The following is an 18,158-nucleotide window of genomic DNA, read 5'->3' on the forward strand; positions in this document are numbered from 1 at the left end:
ACATTTTTTAATTGAAAGGAGGTGATATATATGGAGGAGAAAAAAGCAGAGTTAGAATTATTTGCAGAAGAGCTTGAAAACAAAATGGACTTTTCATTCGGACCGTTATCTACATGGGGTTGCGCGACCACTGTTGGAAGTGCTTCATGTCCTGGAAGTACAGCAGGCACAGCAGGTACAGCATCGTCGCTTTCAGGTTAAAATTCGTAATTTATTATCAATAAATCAGGGAGGGAATGGAGAATGGAGCAACAAAAAGAATTAGAGCTTGAGCTTTATGCAGAGGAATTAACAGAAATTCAATCTTTGGCTGGATTTACAACCACTGCTACATTTGGCACAGCCGGATGTGCCATTTCATCGGTTTCTTCGGGGGGCACCATCTCGTCTTATGGCGGATAAAGAGAGAAGACAAGATCGAACTAGTATCAAATGACAGAACCAATTATTAGCACAGTAGATAGAACTTTATTTTCTAAAATAATTGAAATCACTATTTTTTATGTAGATAAATAAGGAGGAATATGAAAATGGAAATGATTAAAATTGATGAGCTTGAACTTTATGCAGAAGAGTTGCCGGAACAAGTGGATTTAGCAGTTGTCACACCTTCATTCAGCACCCTTGGTACAGCAGCTACGGCTTCTTGCCCTGCATCAGTTGGTACTGTCTCGTCCATCAGCGGATGATGAAAAAGGAGGGAAAATTATGAAGAATGATACAATCAATGAGCTTGAGCTCTTTGCAGAAGAGTTGCCGGAACAAGTGGATTTAGCAGTTGTCACACCTTCATTCAGCACCCTTGGTACAGCAGCTACGGCTTCTTGCCCTGCATCAGTTGGTACTGTCTCGTCCATCAGCGGATGATGAAAAAGGAGGGAAAATTATGAAGAATGATACAATCAATGAGCTTGAGCTCTTTGCAGAAGAGCTGCCGGAGCAAGTAGACTTAGCGGTAGTTGCGGCTTCATTCAGCAGCACTTCTTCAGTCAGTACAGCGTCATGTCCGGGATCATCAGCTGCATCGGCTACATCAGTTAGTACCTACGGATAAATTAATATGTTTCAATATTGAGAGTATTTCTAAAATAAAATGAAAGGGTGTTAACATGACACAAAAAGATACGACAATTCAAACTTTAGACTTGTATGCAGAAGAGCTGCCGGAGCAAGTAGACTTAGTAGTAGCGGCCTCAACATACAGCACGGCTTCTAGCTTTACCACAGCGTCATGTCCGGCAACGTCAGCGTCAACGGCTGCATCAGCAAGCAGTTACGGATGATCAGCCATTAGGGACGGGCGCCTGTTAGGAGCAGGCGCAAGTCCTTACTTATCTTATTCATTATACCGTAAATGTATCCTAATTAAAGGAGTTAAATATGGATAACAGCCAGGTTAAAGTTCAATGCTGTTGTGATGAAGAGCTTTTGGTTAATCCGCTTTACTTAAATGAAGATATTGAATTGATTATAGGAGCAAATGAAGAACCTATGCTTTATGACCGGCAGTATGGAAAGTACATACGGCTATCTAAAGTCAGCTTAGAAATTTTAGACTTAATGGACGGATATAATACGGGACAAGATATTATTAATAAATTAGATGATAAGTATTCAATGTACGCGAATTTTCCAGAGATTGTTTACATGTTTTTTTCCTCCTTAAGAACAGCAAATGTGTTGAATATAAAAGCGCTTCCTGAGCATCTAATAAAGCGGAAAGTACGTCGTATTGCCAATAAACCAATGCTGCGGCTTCCTTTGGCTAAATCTTTGAATAATCAGACGGATACGGCGCTTCAAATCTATAAAACTATTCCGAAAAAAATTCAATCTATCTTGATTTACCTACTCTTATTAAGCGCAATTACCTCTGTTATTTTTCTTCAAATAACAGAGGGTATACAGCTTAATTGGACAACAGTTCAATGGGGATGGGTGGCCATAATTATGATCCTCCATCTCGCTCTGCATGAAATAGCTCATGCCATTGTAACAAAGGCATACGGGATAACGATCAGGGAAGCTGGAATAGCGCTTTTATATTATTTTATCCCTGTTGCATATGTTGATCGGACAGATACATATCGGTTAAAAAGTAAAAAAGGCCGAATCCATATTGCGATAGCCGGTCCTTATTACGATATACTTGCAAGCGGCATGTGGGCAGCCGTTGCTATGTTGGACCCACAAGGTCCAATAAGCGACACAGCCCACTCTATTTCCACCATTCAATTATGCTTAGTTTTTAGCAATTTGAACTTATTGCTGCCTACAGACGGATATCATGCAGTGGAGGCTGGAGTAGGGGAAATATCACTAAGAAAAAGAGCATTTCTGTATTTTCTCCATGTTATAACGTTTAGAAAATTACCTGCTTATTTATACAATATCACTATAAAGCGAAAATTAGTTTACATTATATATTCCTGTGTTTCCCTGTTGTATGTAACATGTTTATTTGGATTTTTATTATTCTTAATAATTAGATATACGGGGGGCTAGTCATGACGAACAATATAGCGCCATTTGTTTTGGTGCGAGCGGCCGGAGGCAGTATTAAAAGCTTACAATGTACGGATACTGAGAGTTCAGCAAAATATATTGAGAATATTATCAGTTTAGATAGAACAATCGAAAATATAAAAGAACCATTAAACGATATTCTCTACAAATTAATATCTCGTATCAAAGATGATGAGACAAATTTCCTTCGGTTTCTTCTAAAGTTAAAACGAGATATTTATAATATGCGTGCTGTTAACATTTCTGCTGAACATCAAGTAATGCTGAAAAATAGACTTTCTTACGCTGATTATAACTTATTGATGCACTGGTATACCTCAACTTGCGATAGAAGTAAAACTATGGAATTGGCGAAACGTGCTTTTGAAGAAGAAATAAAAGAAGCTAGTAAGCAACTGGCAAAAGAGATGGAGGATAAAGAATGGCAAAAAGGAATGGCATTGGCCAATCCAAAATATTTAGCCTCGTATAACAAATATAAAATCAAGCTATGGCGGCCGCATAAACAGTACGCTCGTTCAAGTATGGCTTATTTAGGAAGAATCACCGTTAAAACAAGCCCATTTAGTACTTTCACGAAGCTTGGACTATCATCATTTTCTTCAGAAGAAATGTCTGTACCTAGTAGTCAGAAAACTTCCTTTTGCAGCATTTCTAAATCAATTTGCACTGAGCTTATCTTTGAAATGGCTCTCCATCCAGAGTTGTCCCAATTTTTGACCTATGAAAAAAATATATCTCTCAGAGTAATAGATCAGGAGCACATTCAGTTGATAAAAAGCTCTTATGTCATACTGAATGGATTTGCCTGGAGAAACGATCAATTGATTTGTGAATCTGTAACTACTAAACAAATTAATATAGTTAAATCAATCGAATCGGGAAGTTATAGTAAAATAAAAGAACTTATTAGTAATACTCCTTTCAAATTCAATGATCTAATAGTTGCCCAGTGGATTAAACCTGTTATCCCGTTTTCAAGAAAGTCAGAACAGCCATTATTAGATTTATATGAGATGTTAAAGAGTATTGAGGTGAAAAAAGCAAGGCGATTAGCGCGTATTGTTAAATGGATGCAAAGTTGTCTTGACACATTATCACTAAGTGAGGCCAAAGAAAGACTGCGGTATCACCAAATGATTATCCAGCTCGCTAAAAAAGCATTTCAAGAAATAACTAACAATAAACCTAAAAGTCTTCAAAATGAAAAATTGGTTTACGAAAACGTAAAACTTTCTGAAATCCATCCACCTTTAGGCGAATATGTAAAGTGTGATTTAGAAAAAATTTCTAATAAGCTGAGAAATTATCAATTTCGTACGCACCTGTACGACCTATTATGCGAACATTTCGTTTCATCTTACGGTAAAGGCGGAGTGTGTGATAACATTCAAGAGTTTTTATTTCAGTTTGAACAGAGAAAAGACAGACCTCGATTAATAAAAAACGCATTACGGAAAGATAAGAGAACCGCTGAAAGACTTGAAGAATCAAGGGTGTTTGCCCCGTACAGTGCCAGTTCCGCTCCGCCAATCGCAACTGTGTTTTACCAATTGGCGTCCAATCACGGCAGTGAAGAAGACATTTCAGCAGGGGATTACCGACTCATCATCAATCAAATTAACTCAGGACTTGGCCTATTGCTGAGGTTTCAGTCTATGTTTAAAGAAGAACAGAGTAATTTAGGCGAATTGATGAGAAATTGGACTCATTCATTGAATTCTGAAGCGAAGATAGTCCATTTTCCAATGATAGCAGACTTCAGTAATTTGCAAACGGATCCGGGTATCTTATCAACATCCTTAAGATGGCCAGGTGAAAACCCTATGATTGATAGCAATGATCTGCAGCTGAATGAATTGTGCCTGATCCATGAAGAACCAGGAATACTGACATTTGTAGATAAAGAAGGATGTCCGATCGCACCGATGTATTTCGGTGCCGTCCCCCAACATATGGTGCAGGGACCGATGTCACACTTGTTTACGATTATGATGCCGTGGATTAATGCCTTCAAAGGTAATTGGGTCTCATCACCGTTATTTTCAGCGTCCCCTCCCCCTGAAGAAGTGGAGTTTCATGATCGAATCCAAGAAGGGAGAATTGTTTATCGAAGGGCTAGGTGGAGAATCCCTGCCTTTTTATTCCCTCATAAAGAAAAAAGCGAAAGTGAATATGCCTATTATTTACGATTGAAAACATTTCAAAAAAGATATGGTCTTCCGGATGAAGGCTTCCTGTTAGGAGAAAGAGTGGGTATTTCACTAAACTCAAAACAAAGAAAGCCAATTTACATGAATTTCAATAGTTATCATTCTATAGAAGCGGCCATATCAACAGCTGCCGCCGAGCATGATCTTTTATCTGTAACGTTTACAGAGGCTCTACCTAACAGATACCAGCACTGGTTAAAGAATGAAGAGGGTCAAGTGATTGCGTCAGAATACATGTCGCTATTTAAGTGGCCGAACACAAATAGCAAGGATATTATTTTAGAGAATCAGAAAGGAGTCTTAAAATGAAGAAATGGGTGTTTTACAGTATTTATATCTCTAAGACCGACTACCTAGAGAGTATTATTACAAACATTGTGACTCCAGCCATTCAAAAGCTAAGGAACAATGTTCAAGTTCATAAGTGGTTTTTTATACGTTATGTAGATTTGCAAGGCCCACATATTCGATTGCGCTGTCTTGTGAATGACAAAGATGTAGCAGAAGCAGAAGGTATAATTGAAGGTTTGATCCAAGGCAAACTCTCGAAAATAGCAGATCAACCGCTTCCGAAGATGAAACGTTTGCTTCCTGTTAAGATGGACTCATCTGAATTTGAAACGTGTTTTCAGCAGGAAGATTATGAGCCTGAGTATGAAAAATATGGCGGCCATTTAGGAGTAGAAATTGCAGAGACAATCTTTGAATCTTCAAGTGAACTTGCTATATCGTTTTTCGATCATGCATATTTTTCTGATAATGACCGCTTTGATCTTGCTCTTTTATTAATGAAAATTACAGCCGAGCAAGCAAGCCTTTCAGATACAGAGAAGATGGTGCTCTGGGAAAAAATGCTTCATTATTGGAGCGGTGCAGATTATTCAGAAGACAATTCTTACAAAATAAACTTGAAGACTGCTGCGAAAAAAAGAGTTGATGTGATCTCTCGTGTAGTAACAAAAACTTCATCGGATTCCCTAGTCAAAAATTTAATAGAAGGTTATCGAAGCACGCTTGATCTTGCTTTTAGGAACATAAAAACAACCAAAAAAATAAAACTTTCTTCTTCTCACCTTGCCTTCCACTATATTCACATGATGAATAATCGTTTAGGAGTATGGCCAATTGAGGAAGCTTATCTCGGTGCTTTGCTTGAACAAGCACCTTTGACAGAATTTAAAGCTTAAAAATAAAAGAACTTCAGCCGAACGGGCTGGAGTTCTTTTATTGATGTTTTTTTCTATACAACGTATTAAAAATCACCATAAACACTAGGTAACAAGCCGTCAGGATTAAGAAAAATATTGGGAGTTTGAGAAGTGAAAGGCCCCCCCCAATAAAAATAACGGTTGCTACAGCTACTACAATCCAATACCTGGTTTTTTTTCCCTCAACGTCTTTTTTAGACTGATGGGAAATGTGCATTTTTTCTTCCTGTCGAAGACCATATTGGTAGATGTGCATCAATTGGATAAATCTACCTATCATTAATATAGATGATATTGTAATCCAACTGAGTGCATTTACTAAGAAAGCGAGTTGAAGAATATCTTGAAATGGCATCTCGCTCCTTTCAAATCTCATGACGGCCAAAACGGCTGCTCCGGCAAGAAATAGCATTCCTATACAAAAGACAGACAGATTATAACTGTCATAACGGCTCCATTTTCCCAAAAAACCGCAATGTTTTGCTATAAGGGTATATTTGGTTTTTGGATCTTTTGGAAATGAATCTGCTTTAATGCTATCTAGAATACGTTTGTTAAACGCTGAACCAATGATACCGCCCGTTAAACCCACAACAAGGGCAACACTTCCATTAATCAGTCCGAGAATTGTACCGATTGTCACTTCTCATCACCTTCCTATTAATAAGAAAAAAAGAATTTGTGCTGCCACACTTCCAAGAACAACAGGAAAAGCAACGAATATTTGAGAAAACGAACGTAAAGAAAGTAAGTCAGGCAGCTGCCAGCTTGGATAGGTGAGCCAATGGCTGAGTCGGTCAAACCAGGTGACCGGCGGCTTAGGCGGTTTGACTGCGTTTTCCGGAAGCTCAATTGACTGGCGTAACAATGCATCCAGCTCCGGCATTTGGTGGTGCATGTTGTTTATCATTCTTTGTATTTCATCTTCGTGATCCTTCATTCATCACTCAACTCCTTTTTCAGCTGTTTGTTTAATTTTTTTAGTGAATAATGAAGTTTAGATTTAACCGTTCCTTCTGGGATGTTAAGAATCTCGGATATTTCTCTGCCTGTAAACCCTTGATAATAAGCCAGGATAAGTATAGAACGTTCTTTATCCTGCAGCTGTCCCAAATACTGCTGAAGAAGTAATTTATCCTGTATCCTATTTTCCTCTGATCCGCATGCAGCCTCCCAATATTCATGTGGCATTTTCTGCCACTTTTCCTTAGAGTGCTTCCGGTAATAATCAATGCATAATCGATGTGCGATTTGATGAAGCCATGTCCGGAAGCTTGATTTTGCCCTATTGTAACTGCAGCTTTTTACATGAACTCGGATAAAGGTTTCTTGCAGAATGTCTTCAGCCGCCTGCTTTTGGCGAATATAGAGAAAAATAAACCGATATGTCTTGTGAGCGTGGCGGGTATAAAGCTGATTGTAAGCTTCAATATTCTTTTGCTTCACTTTTTCCATCAATTCTTCATCAGAAAGAATATTCATGCTTCACCTCAAAACTTGGTTTCAGTATTATATACGAAGGCTAATTGTTAAGGGTTCAAATAAATAATGATTTAGTTTTCGATTGAGTATTTGCTCAAAAGCAATGCCTATATGCGGAGGGCTTAGTAGTTATTCTTTTAACTTAGCCAAAAAGGATTCTGAATCAAAAACAGAAGTCAAGTAGGACTGCAGAGAATAATTAACAAAATATTTAAAAAATATGAATAATGCTAATAAGACAGTCCGTTTCGTTGCTCAACAGAAACGCTGGTCTTGTTCTTGAACAAAGGATTATTGTTTAAAGTTTAATAGCTGAAGAAGGATATTCTATATATTATAAAAGAAATTCAGAGTACGTAATTTTAAAAGGAAATTTTTATCTATGTCTATATTATTTATTTTAAAAGCAGATAGGGAAAGTGTTGAAATCAATCAGCAGTGAAAGGTTTAGCCATTAAAAACTATGGTTGTGATAAAAGGCACATTGTCAGTAATGTAATCTTTAACTTTTGGTTAGCCTTTCTGCAATATAAGGAGATGTTTAATTGTCGAAGTACAGGATATAACTAGTAGAAAAATTGTATTTTCTTTAATAAGAGGAACTCGTTATTCTTACAATAAAGTTATTGTTATTTAATTTCTCAAATGAATTAAATGGTATTTTAGATGATTAATACTTATTGATGTTAATTTTGTGCTTGAATAAAAAGAGAGTGAAAAAATCACTGGGACATACGCCTCTTTTCGGTCTTTTTTTCTTACAGTGCAAAAAAGATACCTTCCATATGGCGCCTGATCAGCATTCTGCCCCCAAACATGACAAATGTCATATTCGGGGCATGATGGCTGCTACTACAACCGCGTCGGGCGCCCCGTTATACTTGAGATCATAATGAAAAAGAAGGGACATGACATTCATGATCAATCACGCCGCAACTCAAAAACAAGCGTCTTTAAAAAAGCAGGTTGCCGCATTTTCCGGCGCCGATACAAAGCATAGTATCATTCAGCTTTTCAACACGTTTGTGCCGTTTTTTGCCCTTTGGTTTCTTGCTTACTTCAGCCTCAATATCTCCTATCTTCTGACCCTCGCCTGTACTGTTATAGCAGCGGGATTTTTGACAAGAATCTTTATTATTTTCCACGACTGCTGCCATCAATCCTTTTTCAAACAAAAGAAGCTGAACCGGCTGTTCGGGTTTATTTCAGGTGTTCTGACACTGTTTCCGTTCCTTCAATGGCAGCGAAGCCACTCCATTCATCATGCGACAAGCAGCAACTTAGATAAACGGGGCACCGGCGATATTTGGATGATGACCGTCAAGGAATACAACGAAGCGTCAGCCTGGACAAAAATACGCTACAGACTTTATCGCAATCCGTTTATTATGTTTATTCTCGGTCCGATTTACGTATTTCTGATTAAAAACCGTTTCAATGTAAAAGGCGCCCGCCGCAAGGAGCGCTGGAACACCTATTTCACGAACGCGGCGATTGTCTTATTGGCTGCTGCGACGTGCCTGCTTGTCGGCTGGGAAAACTTTTTGCTTGTTCAGGGTCCGATTTTCCTTATTTCGGGGTCAATCGGCGTCTGGCTCTTTTATGTTCAGCACACGTTTGAGGATTCTTATTTTGAAGCCGATGAGCATTGGGATTATGTGCAGGCCGCGGTAGAAGGAAGCTCCTTTTACAAGCTGCCGAAGCTTTTGCAATGGCTGACGGGCAATATCGGCTACCATCATGTCCACCACTTAAGCCCGAAAGTGCCGAACTACAAGCTGGAAGCGGCTCATGAGGGACACGAGCCTTTAAAAAACGTACCGACCATTACGCTTAAAACAAGTCTTGAATCCATGAAATTCCGTCTGTGGGATGAGGACGAAAAGCAGTTTGTCACCTTTCGGGAGGCGCGGAAAACACCGGCGCCCCATCCGGTGCCGAAAGAACCTTTAAAGAAAAATGCCTGATACGGCGCACGGCTCTTTCTCTTATCAGAAAGAGCCTTCTCTTCATGCGTGAGGGTGCAATGAAGGCGGTGTTTTGATAAAGTGATGGTAGACACAAGCAGCAGAAGGTGGAACAAAGATGAAGAAGTATTTTAAATTTCAAAAACTGAACGGGATTTCTCCTTATATATGGACGATTTTTTTCATCCTGCCTTTTTATTTTATTTTTAAAAGCTCTTCTACCTTTGTCATCGTGGCTGGCATCATTTTCACGCTCGTTTTCTTTGGGGCATACCGCTTTGCATTTGTTGCAAAAGGCTGGCCGCTTTACTTATGGGCGCTTCTTCTGATCGGCATATCGACCGGCTCAGCCATGCTGTTCAGTTATATTTATTTCGCCTTCTTTATCGCCTACTTCATCGGCCATATCCGAGACAAAGTTCCATTTTACATCTTATATTACATTCATATCATCAGTGCGGCGGTTGCCGTCAACTTCAGCCTTGTTCTGAAAAAAGAATGGTTTTTGACACAAATTCCGTTTATCGTCATTACATTGATCAGTGCCATCCTGCTTCCGCTCAGCATTCGAAGCAGAAAGGCACGGGAGCGCCTTGAGGAGAAATTAGAATATGCAAATGAGCGAATTGCCGATCTTGTGAAGCTGGAAGAAAGGCAGCGTATCGCCCGGGACCTTCACGATACACTTGGACAAAAGCTCTCCTTAATCGGACTGAAAAGCGACCTCGCCCGAAAGCTGATATATAAGGACCCTGAACAGGCCCGCACTGAGCTGAAAAGCGTGCAGCAGACGGCCCGCACCTCCTTAAATGAGGTCAGACAAATCGTCTCATCGATGAAAGGCATCCGATTGAAGGATGAGCTCGGCAATGTTCGGCAAATTCTTGAAGCGGCAGGAATTGAATTTGTGTATGAAGAAAAAGAAGCGCCCAAACATATCTCTTTGCTGAACGAAAACATCGTCAGCATGTGCATTAAAGAAGCCGTCACCAATGTCGTGAAACACAGCGGCGCCAAAGTATGCCGCATCACCATTCAGCAGCTTTGGAAAGAGGTTGTCATTACGGTAGAAGATGACGGCAGCTTTCAATGCAGAGAAGACCGCTTTTTTTCAAAGGGGCACGGCCTGCTTGGAATGAGGGAACGTCTTGAATTCGCAAACGGCAGTTTAGCCATCGATACAGCCGCCGGAACAAAGTTGACCATGAGAATCCCGAATGATTCAAAATCAAAAGAAAAGGATGGTAGCAGATGATCAACATCTTCATTGCCGAGGATCAGCAAATGCTGCTCGGCGCACTCGGTTCGCTGTTGAATTTAGAAGAGGATATGACGGTTGTCGGCAAAGGCACAAGCGGCCAGGATGCCATCGATTTCGTGGAAAAACATGCGCCCGACATCTGTCTGATGGATATCGAAATGCCCGGGAAATCAGGTCTTGAAGCGGCAGAAGAACTCAAGGACAGCGGTGTGAAAATCATCATTTTGACGACCTTTGCCCGCTCCGGCTATTTTCAGCGGGCGCTAAAAGCAGGCGTCAGCGGGTACATGCTCAAGGACAGCCCGAGCGATGAGCTCGTCAGCGCCATCCGCAGCGTCATGAAAGGAAGACGCGTCTACGCACCTGAATTAATGGAGGACATCTATAGTGAAGAAAACCCGCTGACCGAACGGGAAAAAGAGGTGCTCGAGCTTGTCGCAGACGGAAAAAACACGAAAGAAATCGCAAACGCCCTCAGCATCAAAAGCGGCACAGTCCGCAATTACGTTTCGATGATTCTGGATAAACTAGAAGTGAAAAATCGAATTGAAGCCATTACCCGATCAAAGGAAAAGGGCTGGTTTAAGTAACCCGCCCTCAGCTTGTTCAGCCAGTGTTTTTTTACACTGGCTTTTTTTATTATCTATCGTCACTCCGTCTCTTCCTTCCACTTCTTATCAATCAGCATTTTTCCCGGCCAAGTGTATGCCATGATGCCGCCGTCTGCGGTGATGTCTTCTCCCGTGACGTAAGAGCTGTCGTCTGAAGCGAGGAAGAGCGCGACAGCCGCCATTTCTTCCGGTTTTCCGAGCCGGCCGAGCGGCGTGATCCATTTGTTGGCTTCACGGAACGCCTCGCCCATTTCGTCTTCTTTCGTGCCTGCCAATTTATCAATGAGCGGCGTTTCAATTGTGCCCGGCGATAAGGAATTGACGCGGATTCCGCTTCTGGCGTAATCAATGGCCATCGCTCTCGTCAGGTTCGTGATTCCGCCTTTTGCGGCGTTGTAGCCGGAGCGGTCAAGGTCTGCGGCCCGGCCGGACATGGAGGAGGTGTTGATGATGGAGCCTCCTTTTTCGAGCATGAGCGGAATCAGGTATTTGCTGCACAAAAATGTGCCGCGCAGATCGACGGCGATGATCCGGTCAAAAAGCTCGACCGGGTATTCATGGACTTTGCCGCCCTCTTGGTCAACACCGGCATTGTTAAACAGAATATCAATTGTTCCGTACCTTTGCTGAATGCCGTCCGCAAAAGACTTTACGTTTTCTTCGTCTGATACATCAAGGTGAAAGGCTTCTGCTTCTCCGCCGTTTTTTCTGATGGCGCTGACGGTTTCATTCAGTTCGCTTTCATTGATGTCACCGCAGATCACGCGGGCGCCTTCATCGGCGAAAACCTGTGCCGTCGCTTGGCCGATGCCTGTCGCGGCCCCTGTGATGATTGCGGTTTTGTCTGTTAATCTTCCCATATTGCGATGCCTCCTTTTTTTATAACTGTTCCCGCTGAATAGGGGGATAAACATATGGAGGTTTGTTTCTAAATACCTAATAAATATGTTAATATTATGTATATACATCATTGGGAGGTTTACATATTTTGAAGATACAGCATAAGAAGGAGATAGCGTTTTATTGTTATGCCATTGTTCCTATGGGATTTGCGATTTACACCGTTATCTCTATTCTGTTTCAGGACATCACGTTTCCTCTCACTGTAAGAAATGTTCTGCATGAGTCTTTGCGAAACTTAGGATCTCTTATCTTATTTAGTTTGTTTTTCTACCCGTCATACATATGGATGAAGAAGGAATTCGGCCGCCGGAAAGAAGCAGAGAGGAGAGGATGATCAACATTCTCTCTTTTTTATTGATAAAATGGGTGAAATGAATCCATTAACATGTTAAATTTACAATATATGCATCTGCTAATCCTAGTTGACAATTGTCACTGTATATGATAAATAGATGCTGAAAAGATTTTACATAACATCAAAGCATAATTAAAGGAGAGATCTGAAGTGCGGAAAAAAAAGTTTAAAGCAGAATCCAAGCGATTGCTGGACATGATGATTAACTCCATTTACACGCAGAAGGAAATTTTTCTCCGCGAGTTAATTTCCAACGCGAGCGATGCGATTGACAAAATCTATTACAAGGCGTTAACCGATGATTCATTAACGTTTGATCAAGACAATTACTATATAAAAGTGACGGCGGACAAAGAAGCGAGAACGCTCACCGTCACAGATACCGGTATCGGGATGACAAAAGACGAGCTTGAACAGCATCTCGGCACGATTGCGAAAAGCGGTTCACTCGCTTTCAAGCAAGAAAATGACTCGAAAGACGGCCATGACATTATCGGCCAGTTCGGCGTCGGATTTTATGCGGCGTTTATGGTGGCTGATAAAGTCACGGTGAAAAGTAAGGCGCTCGGCAGTGACGAGGCGTATGTATGGGAGTCGGAAGGGGCCGCCGGCTACACGATCGCGCCGTGTGACAAGGAAACCGTCGGTACGGAAATCACCCTGAAAATAAAAGAAAACACAGAAGATGAAAGCTATGATGAGTTTTTAGAAAACTACCGCATCAAAGCGATCGTGAAAAAGTACTCTGATTTTATCCGCTACCCGATCAAAATGGAAGAGACGGTCAACAAGCCGAAAGAGGGCAGCGAGAACGAATTTGAAGAAGTTCAGGAAGAACAGACGGTCAACAGCATGGTGCCGATCTGGAGAAAAAACAAAAGCGAGCTGACGGATGAGGATTACGAGGCTTTTTACGCTGAAAAGCATTATGGCTTCGATAAACCGCTGACCCACGTGCACATCAGCGTCGATGGAGCGGTGCGCTACAATTCGATTTTGTTTATTCCGGAAAACATGCCGTTTGACTATTATACGAAGGAATTCGAAAAAGGATTGGAGCTGTATTCCAACGGCGTGCTGATCATGAACAAATGCGCCGACCTGCTTCCGGATCATTTCAGCTTTGTAAAAGGCATGGTGGACTCTGAGGATCTGTCGCTGAACATTTCCAGAGAGATGCTGCAGCACGACCGCCAGCTGAAGCTGATTGCGAAAAACATCAATAAAAAAATCAAAGCCGAGCTGAAGAGCCTGCTGAAGAACAAAAGAGAAAAATACGAATCTTTCTATGAATCTTTTGGCAGACAGCTGAAATTCGGCGTCTATAATGATTTCGGCGCGAATAAAGACGTCTTAAAAGATCTGCTTCTCTTCTATTCATCTAAGGAGAAAAAGCTCGTCACTCTGGACGAATATGTGTCCAGAATGCCTGAGGATCAAAAATATATCTATTACGCGTCCGGCGATTCATATGAGCGGATTGAAAAGCTGCCGCAAACTGAAATGGTGGCGGACAAAGGCTACGAGATTTTATATTTCACGGAAGATATTGATGAATTCGCGATCAAAATGCTGACAAGCTACGAGGAAAAAGAGTTCAAATCCGTCTCAAGCGCCGACTTAGGCATCGACAGTGACGAAGATGAAAAGCAGACTGAAGCCGAAGAAAACGAATATAAAGACCTGTTCGAAAGCATGAAAGAGATTCTTGCGGATAAAGTCAAGAACGTCAGAGCATCGAAACGCTTAAAATCCCATCCGGTCTGCTTTGCGACAGACGGCGAAGTGACGATCGAAATGGAGAAAGTATTAAACGCCATGCCTGACAGCCAGCAGGTCAAAGCGGAAAAAGTGCTGGAAATCAACCCGAACCACGAAGTGTTTGAGACGTTAAAGAACGCGCACGGGCAAGATCGGGAAAAGCTTGCTTTATACACAAACCTGCTGTACAATCAGGCGCTTCTGATTGAAGGACTGCCGATCCATGATCCAGTCGAGTTTACGAATGACATCTGCAAAGTTATGGTATGACGCCAAAAAGGAATCGCCCAGCGGGGGCGATTCCTTTTTTGATTACAGTGTGCGCTGTTTAAGAATTTGATTTTGTTTGCTGCGCTTCTTTAAGGAGAACCGTTTTTTCAAGTGCGTTTCGATTTCTTCTAAACTTTTGCCCTTCGTTTCAGGAACGATGTAAGCGGCGAAGAAGAAGGATGTGAGGCAGATGACTGAGAATATTCCGAATACCCAGCCGATGCCCATGGCGCTCAGCATAAGCGGGAATACCAGCGAAACGATCAGGTTGGTTGCCGACAGAATCAATGTCGTAAATCCGGTTGCGGCTCCGCGTGCGTTTGACGGGAACAGCTCCGGCATCAGGACCCATACGACGGGACCCCATGTCGCCTGATAAAAGACGATATAGATTCCGAGAAACAGCACGGTCAGCCAAGCTGTTGAAGCTGACAGGCCGGCCAGAAGGAGAATGGCTGATAGTGACGCCAGGCTCAAGGTAATGCCGACACTTCCCCACATCAGCAGTTTTTTCCGGCCGATCCGGTCAATTAAGATCATGGCGGTGATACACATGATGACGTTTAAGACACCGATGCCCATCGTGCCGAGAACGGACGCCGAAGTGCCGAGTCCGGCCTTTGTAAAGATGGTCGGCGCATAGTAAATTACCGTGTTGATCCCGACCGCCTGCTGGAAGATGGCGAGGCCGATCCCGATCAGCAGCATAGGGCGGATCCATTTTGCTTTCAGCAAGCCGAGTGTAGATTCTTTTTTCTCAGCTTCTCCTTGTTTCATTTCCGCCAATTCAACGGCGATATCCTCTTTGTCGTGAGTCATTTCCATGACTTGTCTGGCTTCCTGCTCACGGCCGCGTTTGACGAGCCATCTCGGAGATTCCGGCATAAACGCGATTCCGATTAATAAAAGCGCCGCCGGTACTGCCGCGAGACCGACCATCCAGCGCCAAGCTTCAAACGGGGTGAATATGTAATTCACAATATATGCGAGTAAAATTCCGGTCACAATCATTAAGTTATTCAATGTGCCGAGCGTTCCGCGTATTTTTGTCGGCGCCATCTCAGATAGATAAACGGGAACCAGCGCCGTTGAGCCTCCGACGGCTAACCCGAGAATGACACGGGAGATAATCAGCATAGTGACGGTTTGCGAAGCCGCACAGGCAAGCGCGCCGATAATAAAAATGAGTGAAAGGACGAAAACCACTTTTCTCCGGCCCCATCGGTCAGAGCATGTCCCGCTTAAGGCGGACCCGAAAATCGCACCGAGCAGCAGCATGCTGACGACCAATCCCTCGGTCAGCGTGTTTAAAGGAATATCATTGTTAATAAATAACAAAGCCCCTGAAATCACACCGGTGTCATAGCCGTAAAGCAGCCCGCCCAATGCTCCGAAAAAGTAAATCAGGTATTTTTTGGTGTTTTTCTTCACAGATGATCCTCCTCATCTTTTGGAACGCATAATAGTTTATTTAGATAACTATTTCATTCCCCGAAGAGAAAAATATAAACATAAAAAACACGCCCTTTCAAAAAGGCGTGTTTTTTTCTTATGAAAACAGCTTATCAATAAACGCGATTTCTTCAGCAGATAGCGTAATGGAGGCTGCTTTCACGTTGTCTTTTAATTGATCCGCGCGTTTGGCGCCCGGAATCAGGATATCGATTTCAGGTCTCGCCAAGTACCAGGCAAGCACGATATGCGCCGTATCGGCATTGTGCTTTTCGGCAATCGGTTTGAGCTGGTTGACTTTTTTGATGTTTTCTTTAAACTGCTCCCCTTGGAAATGCGCCTGATCATTGCGCAGGTCGCCTTCCGGGAAGGTTGTGTTCTCGTCGTATTTGCCGGCCAGCAGTCCGGATACGAGCGGGAAGTACGGAATGAATGAGATGCCGTGTTCTGTCGTATAAGGGAAGAAAGTCTTTTCCGCCTCACGGTTCAGCAGGTTGTATTCTCCTTGAACCACGTCGACTAAGCCGTCTTTATTGGCTTCTTTCAGCTGCTCCAAAGAGAAATTGGATACGCCGATGGAACGGATTTTTCCTTCTTTTTTCAGCTCATTCAATGCTTGAACGGCTTCGTCCTTCGGCGTGTGCTCATCCGGGAAATGGATGTAGAATAAATCGATGTAATCCGTCTGCAGGCGTTTCAGACTGTCTTCGACCGATTGTTTCAAAAAGGCCGGTGAGTTGTCGAAAACAAAGTCATCGCCTTCTTTTCTGTGAGCGGCTTTTGTGGCGATGAAGACATCCTCGCGGTTATATTCTTTCAGCACCTCGCCGATCAATTCTTCAGAACGGCCCACACCGTAAATATAGGCAGTATCTAACATGGTAACGCCGCTTTTAATCGCTTCCCGGACCAATTCTTTTCCCGTTTCTTCATTCAGATTCGGATAGAGATTGTGTCCGCCGACCGCATTTGTTCCCAAACCGATCGGAAATACCTTTAGGTCAGTTTTGCCGATTGTTACTTTGCTCATGTTTTCGCCCCCTGAAAAAATTGGATATCATAGCGCCTGCCGGAAAAATACGGCAGCGTTCTCTATTAACTATAACGCTATGCCAAGTGAATGTCGATTTGGTGCTCTTGGCAATACTTCGTATATTCCTCATCGAGCTGCTGAGAAGTGACGATGCTGTGAAGCCGGTCAAAAGGCGCGTATGTCAAAAGCGTGGATTTGCCGAATTTGGAATGATCCGCAAGCAGATACACTTCGTTCGCCTTTTCGGAAATTTTCTTTTTCACCTCGTATTCCAGTAAGTCGGAATTCGTCAGGCCGTGGGTGATCGTTGTCCCGGTAGCGGACATGAACGCCTTGTTAATGTTGTATTTATTGAGGGTGCTCGGATCATCAATGCCGACAAACGACCTTGTCTTCCGTTTGTAGTTATTGCCGATGATGATCAGGTCGATATTTTTCATGGATGAAGCGGCGTTAATAATATCAAGGCTGTTCGTCAACACCGTTACATTCTTATCCGGGTCAAGCGTCTCCAGCATCGATTTGGTCGTCGTGCCGGAATCAATAAATACAAGATCGTGATCCTCGATAAATCGCGACGCATAGCGGGCGATTTTGATTTTTTCATCCTGATGTTGAATGGTGCGGTTCTCAAAAGGGACGAGCACAGATTTTTCTGCTGACGTCACGCCGCCGTACACCTTTTTGATCACCCCTTTTTCCGCAAGCTTATTAATATCGCGTCTGACCGTGTTTTTAGAGACGTTGAATACCTCGCACAGCTCATCCAGCGAAGTGGCTCCGTGTTTGAGAATGTATTCTTCCATCTCCTGAATCCGCATCAGTTTCATAAAAAAACTCCTTCTAGAATTCTTAAAGTAATTAAAATATATAATAAACACCAAGAGTTAATCAATAGTTACTTAACAAATGATAAAAAAGAGGGTTCCCACCGTACGATTCGACACGGTTCTCCAAGTTCCTGTTTTCCCGCTCAAAAAAAGTACGATAAAAATAATGAAAAAATTTTGATTTTTTAGATTGACTTGAAGGTGTGTTGGGCTTACAATGTAACCAAGAAATGACCAAAATATAACCTGTAAAATCAAAAGTGAAAGATGTAACCGTTTGCTTTAT

The 18,158-nt window shown here is 42.3% G+C and carries 21 protein-coding genes; 14 read left to right on the forward strand and 7 right to left on the reverse strand.

The window, feature by feature from the left end:
* Positions 1–30 precede the first annotated feature (30 nt).
* The 9 genes from ACWJJS_RS00685 (at position 31) to ACWJJS_RS00725 (ending at position 5,926) form a co-directional block, all read left to right on the forward strand.
* Positions 31–201 carry a thiocillin family RiPP gene (locus ACWJJS_RS00685; RefSeq protein WP_109955215.1) on the forward strand — a complete coding sequence of 57 codons (171 nt, stop codon included), beginning with the start codon at positions 31–33 and terminating at the stop codon, positions 199–201.
* 42 nt (positions 202–243) lie between these two features.
* Positions 244–402, forward strand: coding sequence for a thiocillin family RiPP (locus tag ACWJJS_RS00690; protein ID WP_109955214.1), 159 nt, complete (start codon positions 244–246; stop codon positions 400–402).
* A gap of 128 nt (positions 403–530) precedes the next feature.
* Positions 531–689 carry a thiocillin family RiPP gene (locus ACWJJS_RS00695; RefSeq protein ID WP_454023227.1) on the forward strand — a complete coding sequence of 53 codons (159 nt, stop codon included), beginning with the start codon at positions 531–533 and terminating at the stop codon, positions 687–689.
* A 19-nt stretch (positions 690–708) separates the two neighbouring features.
* The gene (locus ACWJJS_RS00700; protein WP_109955212.1) at positions 709–867 is read left to right on the forward strand and encodes a thiocillin family RiPP; all 159 of its coding nucleotides are present in this window, start codon (positions 709–711) and stop codon (positions 865–867) included.
* A gap of 19 nt (positions 868–886) precedes the next feature.
* Positions 887–1,054, forward strand: coding sequence for a thiocillin family RiPP (locus ACWJJS_RS00705; RefSeq protein ID WP_109955211.1), 168 nt, complete (start codon positions 887–889; stop codon positions 1,052–1,054).
* A gap of 55 nt (positions 1,055–1,109) precedes the next feature.
* A complete protein-coding gene (locus ACWJJS_RS00710; RefSeq protein ID WP_109955210.1) occupies positions 1,110–1,283 on the forward strand; it encodes a thiocillin family RiPP in 174 nt (57 codons plus the stop codon).
* Positions 1,284–1,380: 97 nt separating this feature from the next.
* Positions 1,381–2,505: a M50 family metallopeptidase gene (locus tag ACWJJS_RS00715; RefSeq protein WP_070082625.1), complete on the forward strand. Its 1,125-nt coding sequence runs from the start codon at positions 1,381–1,383 to the stop codon at positions 2,503–2,505.
* A gap of 2 nt (positions 2,506–2,507) precedes the next feature.
* Entirely contained in the window at positions 2,508–5,048 is a 2,541-nt protein-coding gene (locus ACWJJS_RS00720) for a lantibiotic dehydratase (RefSeq protein ID WP_070082624.1), read from the forward strand.
* A complete protein-coding gene (locus ACWJJS_RS00725; protein ID WP_070082623.1) occupies positions 5,045–5,926 on the forward strand; it encodes a thiopeptide-type bacteriocin biosynthesis protein in 882 nt (293 codons plus the stop codon). Before ACWJJS_RS00720 ends, ACWJJS_RS00725 begins: the two co-directional genes overlap by 4 nt.
* 37 nt (positions 5,927–5,963) lie before the next feature.
* Here the strand turns inward: ACWJJS_RS00725 and ACWJJS_RS00730 are convergent, their stop codons facing one another.
* From ACWJJS_RS00730 to ACWJJS_RS00740, 3 genes are read right to left on the reverse strand one after another with little or no spacing between them, the layout of a single operon-like run.
* Positions 5,964–6,590, reverse strand: coding sequence for a hypothetical protein (locus ACWJJS_RS00730; protein WP_070082622.1), 627 nt, complete (start codon positions 6,588–6,590; stop codon positions 5,964–5,966).
* A gap of 6 nt (positions 6,591–6,596) precedes the next feature.
* Complete coding sequence (locus ACWJJS_RS00735; protein ID WP_070082621.1) at positions 6,597–6,887, reverse strand: hypothetical protein; 291 nt, start codon at positions 6,885–6,887, stop codon at positions 6,597–6,599.
* The gene (locus ACWJJS_RS00740) at positions 6,884–7,429 is read right to left on the reverse strand and encodes an RNA polymerase sigma factor (RefSeq protein WP_070082620.1); all 546 of its coding nucleotides are present in this window, start codon (positions 7,427–7,429) and stop codon (positions 6,884–6,886) included. The genes ACWJJS_RS00735 and ACWJJS_RS00740 overlap by 4 nt, the downstream gene beginning before the upstream one ends.
* A 917-nt stretch (positions 7,430–8,346) precedes the next feature.
* Between ACWJJS_RS00740 and ACWJJS_RS00745 the strand changes: the two genes are divergently transcribed.
* From ACWJJS_RS00745 to ACWJJS_RS00755, 3 genes are all read left to right on the forward strand, one after another.
* Positions 8,347–9,396, forward strand: coding sequence for a fatty acid desaturase (locus ACWJJS_RS00745; RefSeq protein ID WP_015418577.1), 1,050 nt, complete (start codon positions 8,347–8,349; stop codon positions 9,394–9,396).
* Between the two features lie 118 nt (positions 9,397–9,514).
* On the forward strand, positions 9,515–10,651 hold the full coding sequence (locus ACWJJS_RS00750) for a sensor histidine kinase (RefSeq protein ID WP_014306135.1): 1,137 nt from the start codon (positions 9,515–9,517) through the stop codon (positions 10,649–10,651).
* Positions 10,648–11,247 carry a response regulator transcription factor gene (locus ACWJJS_RS00755; RefSeq protein WP_007407848.1) on the forward strand — a complete coding sequence of 200 codons (600 nt, stop codon included), beginning with the start codon at positions 10,648–10,650 and terminating at the stop codon, positions 11,245–11,247. The genes ACWJJS_RS00750 and ACWJJS_RS00755 overlap by 4 nt, the downstream gene beginning before the upstream one ends.
* Positions 11,248–11,306: 59 nt before the next feature.
* Here the strand turns inward: ACWJJS_RS00755 and ACWJJS_RS00760 are convergent, their stop codons facing one another.
* The gene (locus ACWJJS_RS00760; RefSeq protein WP_166705945.1) at positions 11,307–12,128 is read right to left on the reverse strand and encodes an SDR family oxidoreductase; all 822 of its coding nucleotides are present in this window, start codon (positions 12,126–12,128) and stop codon (positions 11,307–11,309) included.
* Between the two features lie 128 nt (positions 12,129–12,256).
* Between ACWJJS_RS00760 and ACWJJS_RS00765 the strand changes: the two genes are divergently transcribed.
* A complete protein-coding gene (locus ACWJJS_RS00765; RefSeq protein WP_046560159.1) occupies positions 12,257–12,505 on the forward strand; it encodes a hypothetical protein in 249 nt (82 codons plus the stop codon).
* 171 nt (positions 12,506–12,676) lie between these two features.
* Positions 12,677–14,557 carry a molecular chaperone HtpG gene (gene htpG / locus ACWJJS_RS00770; RefSeq protein WP_007614881.1) on the forward strand — a complete coding sequence of 627 codons (1,881 nt, stop codon included), beginning with the start codon at positions 12,677–12,679 and terminating at the stop codon, positions 14,555–14,557.
* 42 nt (positions 14,558–14,599) lie between these two features.
* Here htpG and ACWJJS_RS00775 read toward each other — a convergent pair whose 3' ends face one another.
* From ACWJJS_RS00775 to ACWJJS_RS00785, 3 genes are all read right to left on the reverse strand, one after another.
* Positions 14,600–15,988, reverse strand: a complete 1,389-nt coding sequence (locus tag ACWJJS_RS00775; protein WP_004393218.1) for a sugar porter family MFS transporter — start codon at positions 15,986–15,988, stop codon at positions 14,600–14,602.
* A 118-nt stretch (positions 15,989–16,106) separates the two neighbouring features.
* A complete protein-coding gene (locus tag ACWJJS_RS00780; protein WP_077723075.1) occupies positions 16,107–17,039 on the reverse strand; it encodes an aldo/keto reductase in 933 nt (310 codons plus the stop codon).
* Positions 17,040–17,116: 77 nt separating this feature from the next.
* Complete coding sequence (locus ACWJJS_RS00785) at positions 17,117–17,872, reverse strand: DeoR/GlpR family DNA-binding transcription regulator (protein WP_004393223.1); 756 nt, start codon at positions 17,870–17,872, stop codon at positions 17,117–17,119.
* Positions 17,873–18,158: the final 286 nt, after the last annotated feature.

This window comes from Bacillus sp. JK106, assembly GCF_053663355.1.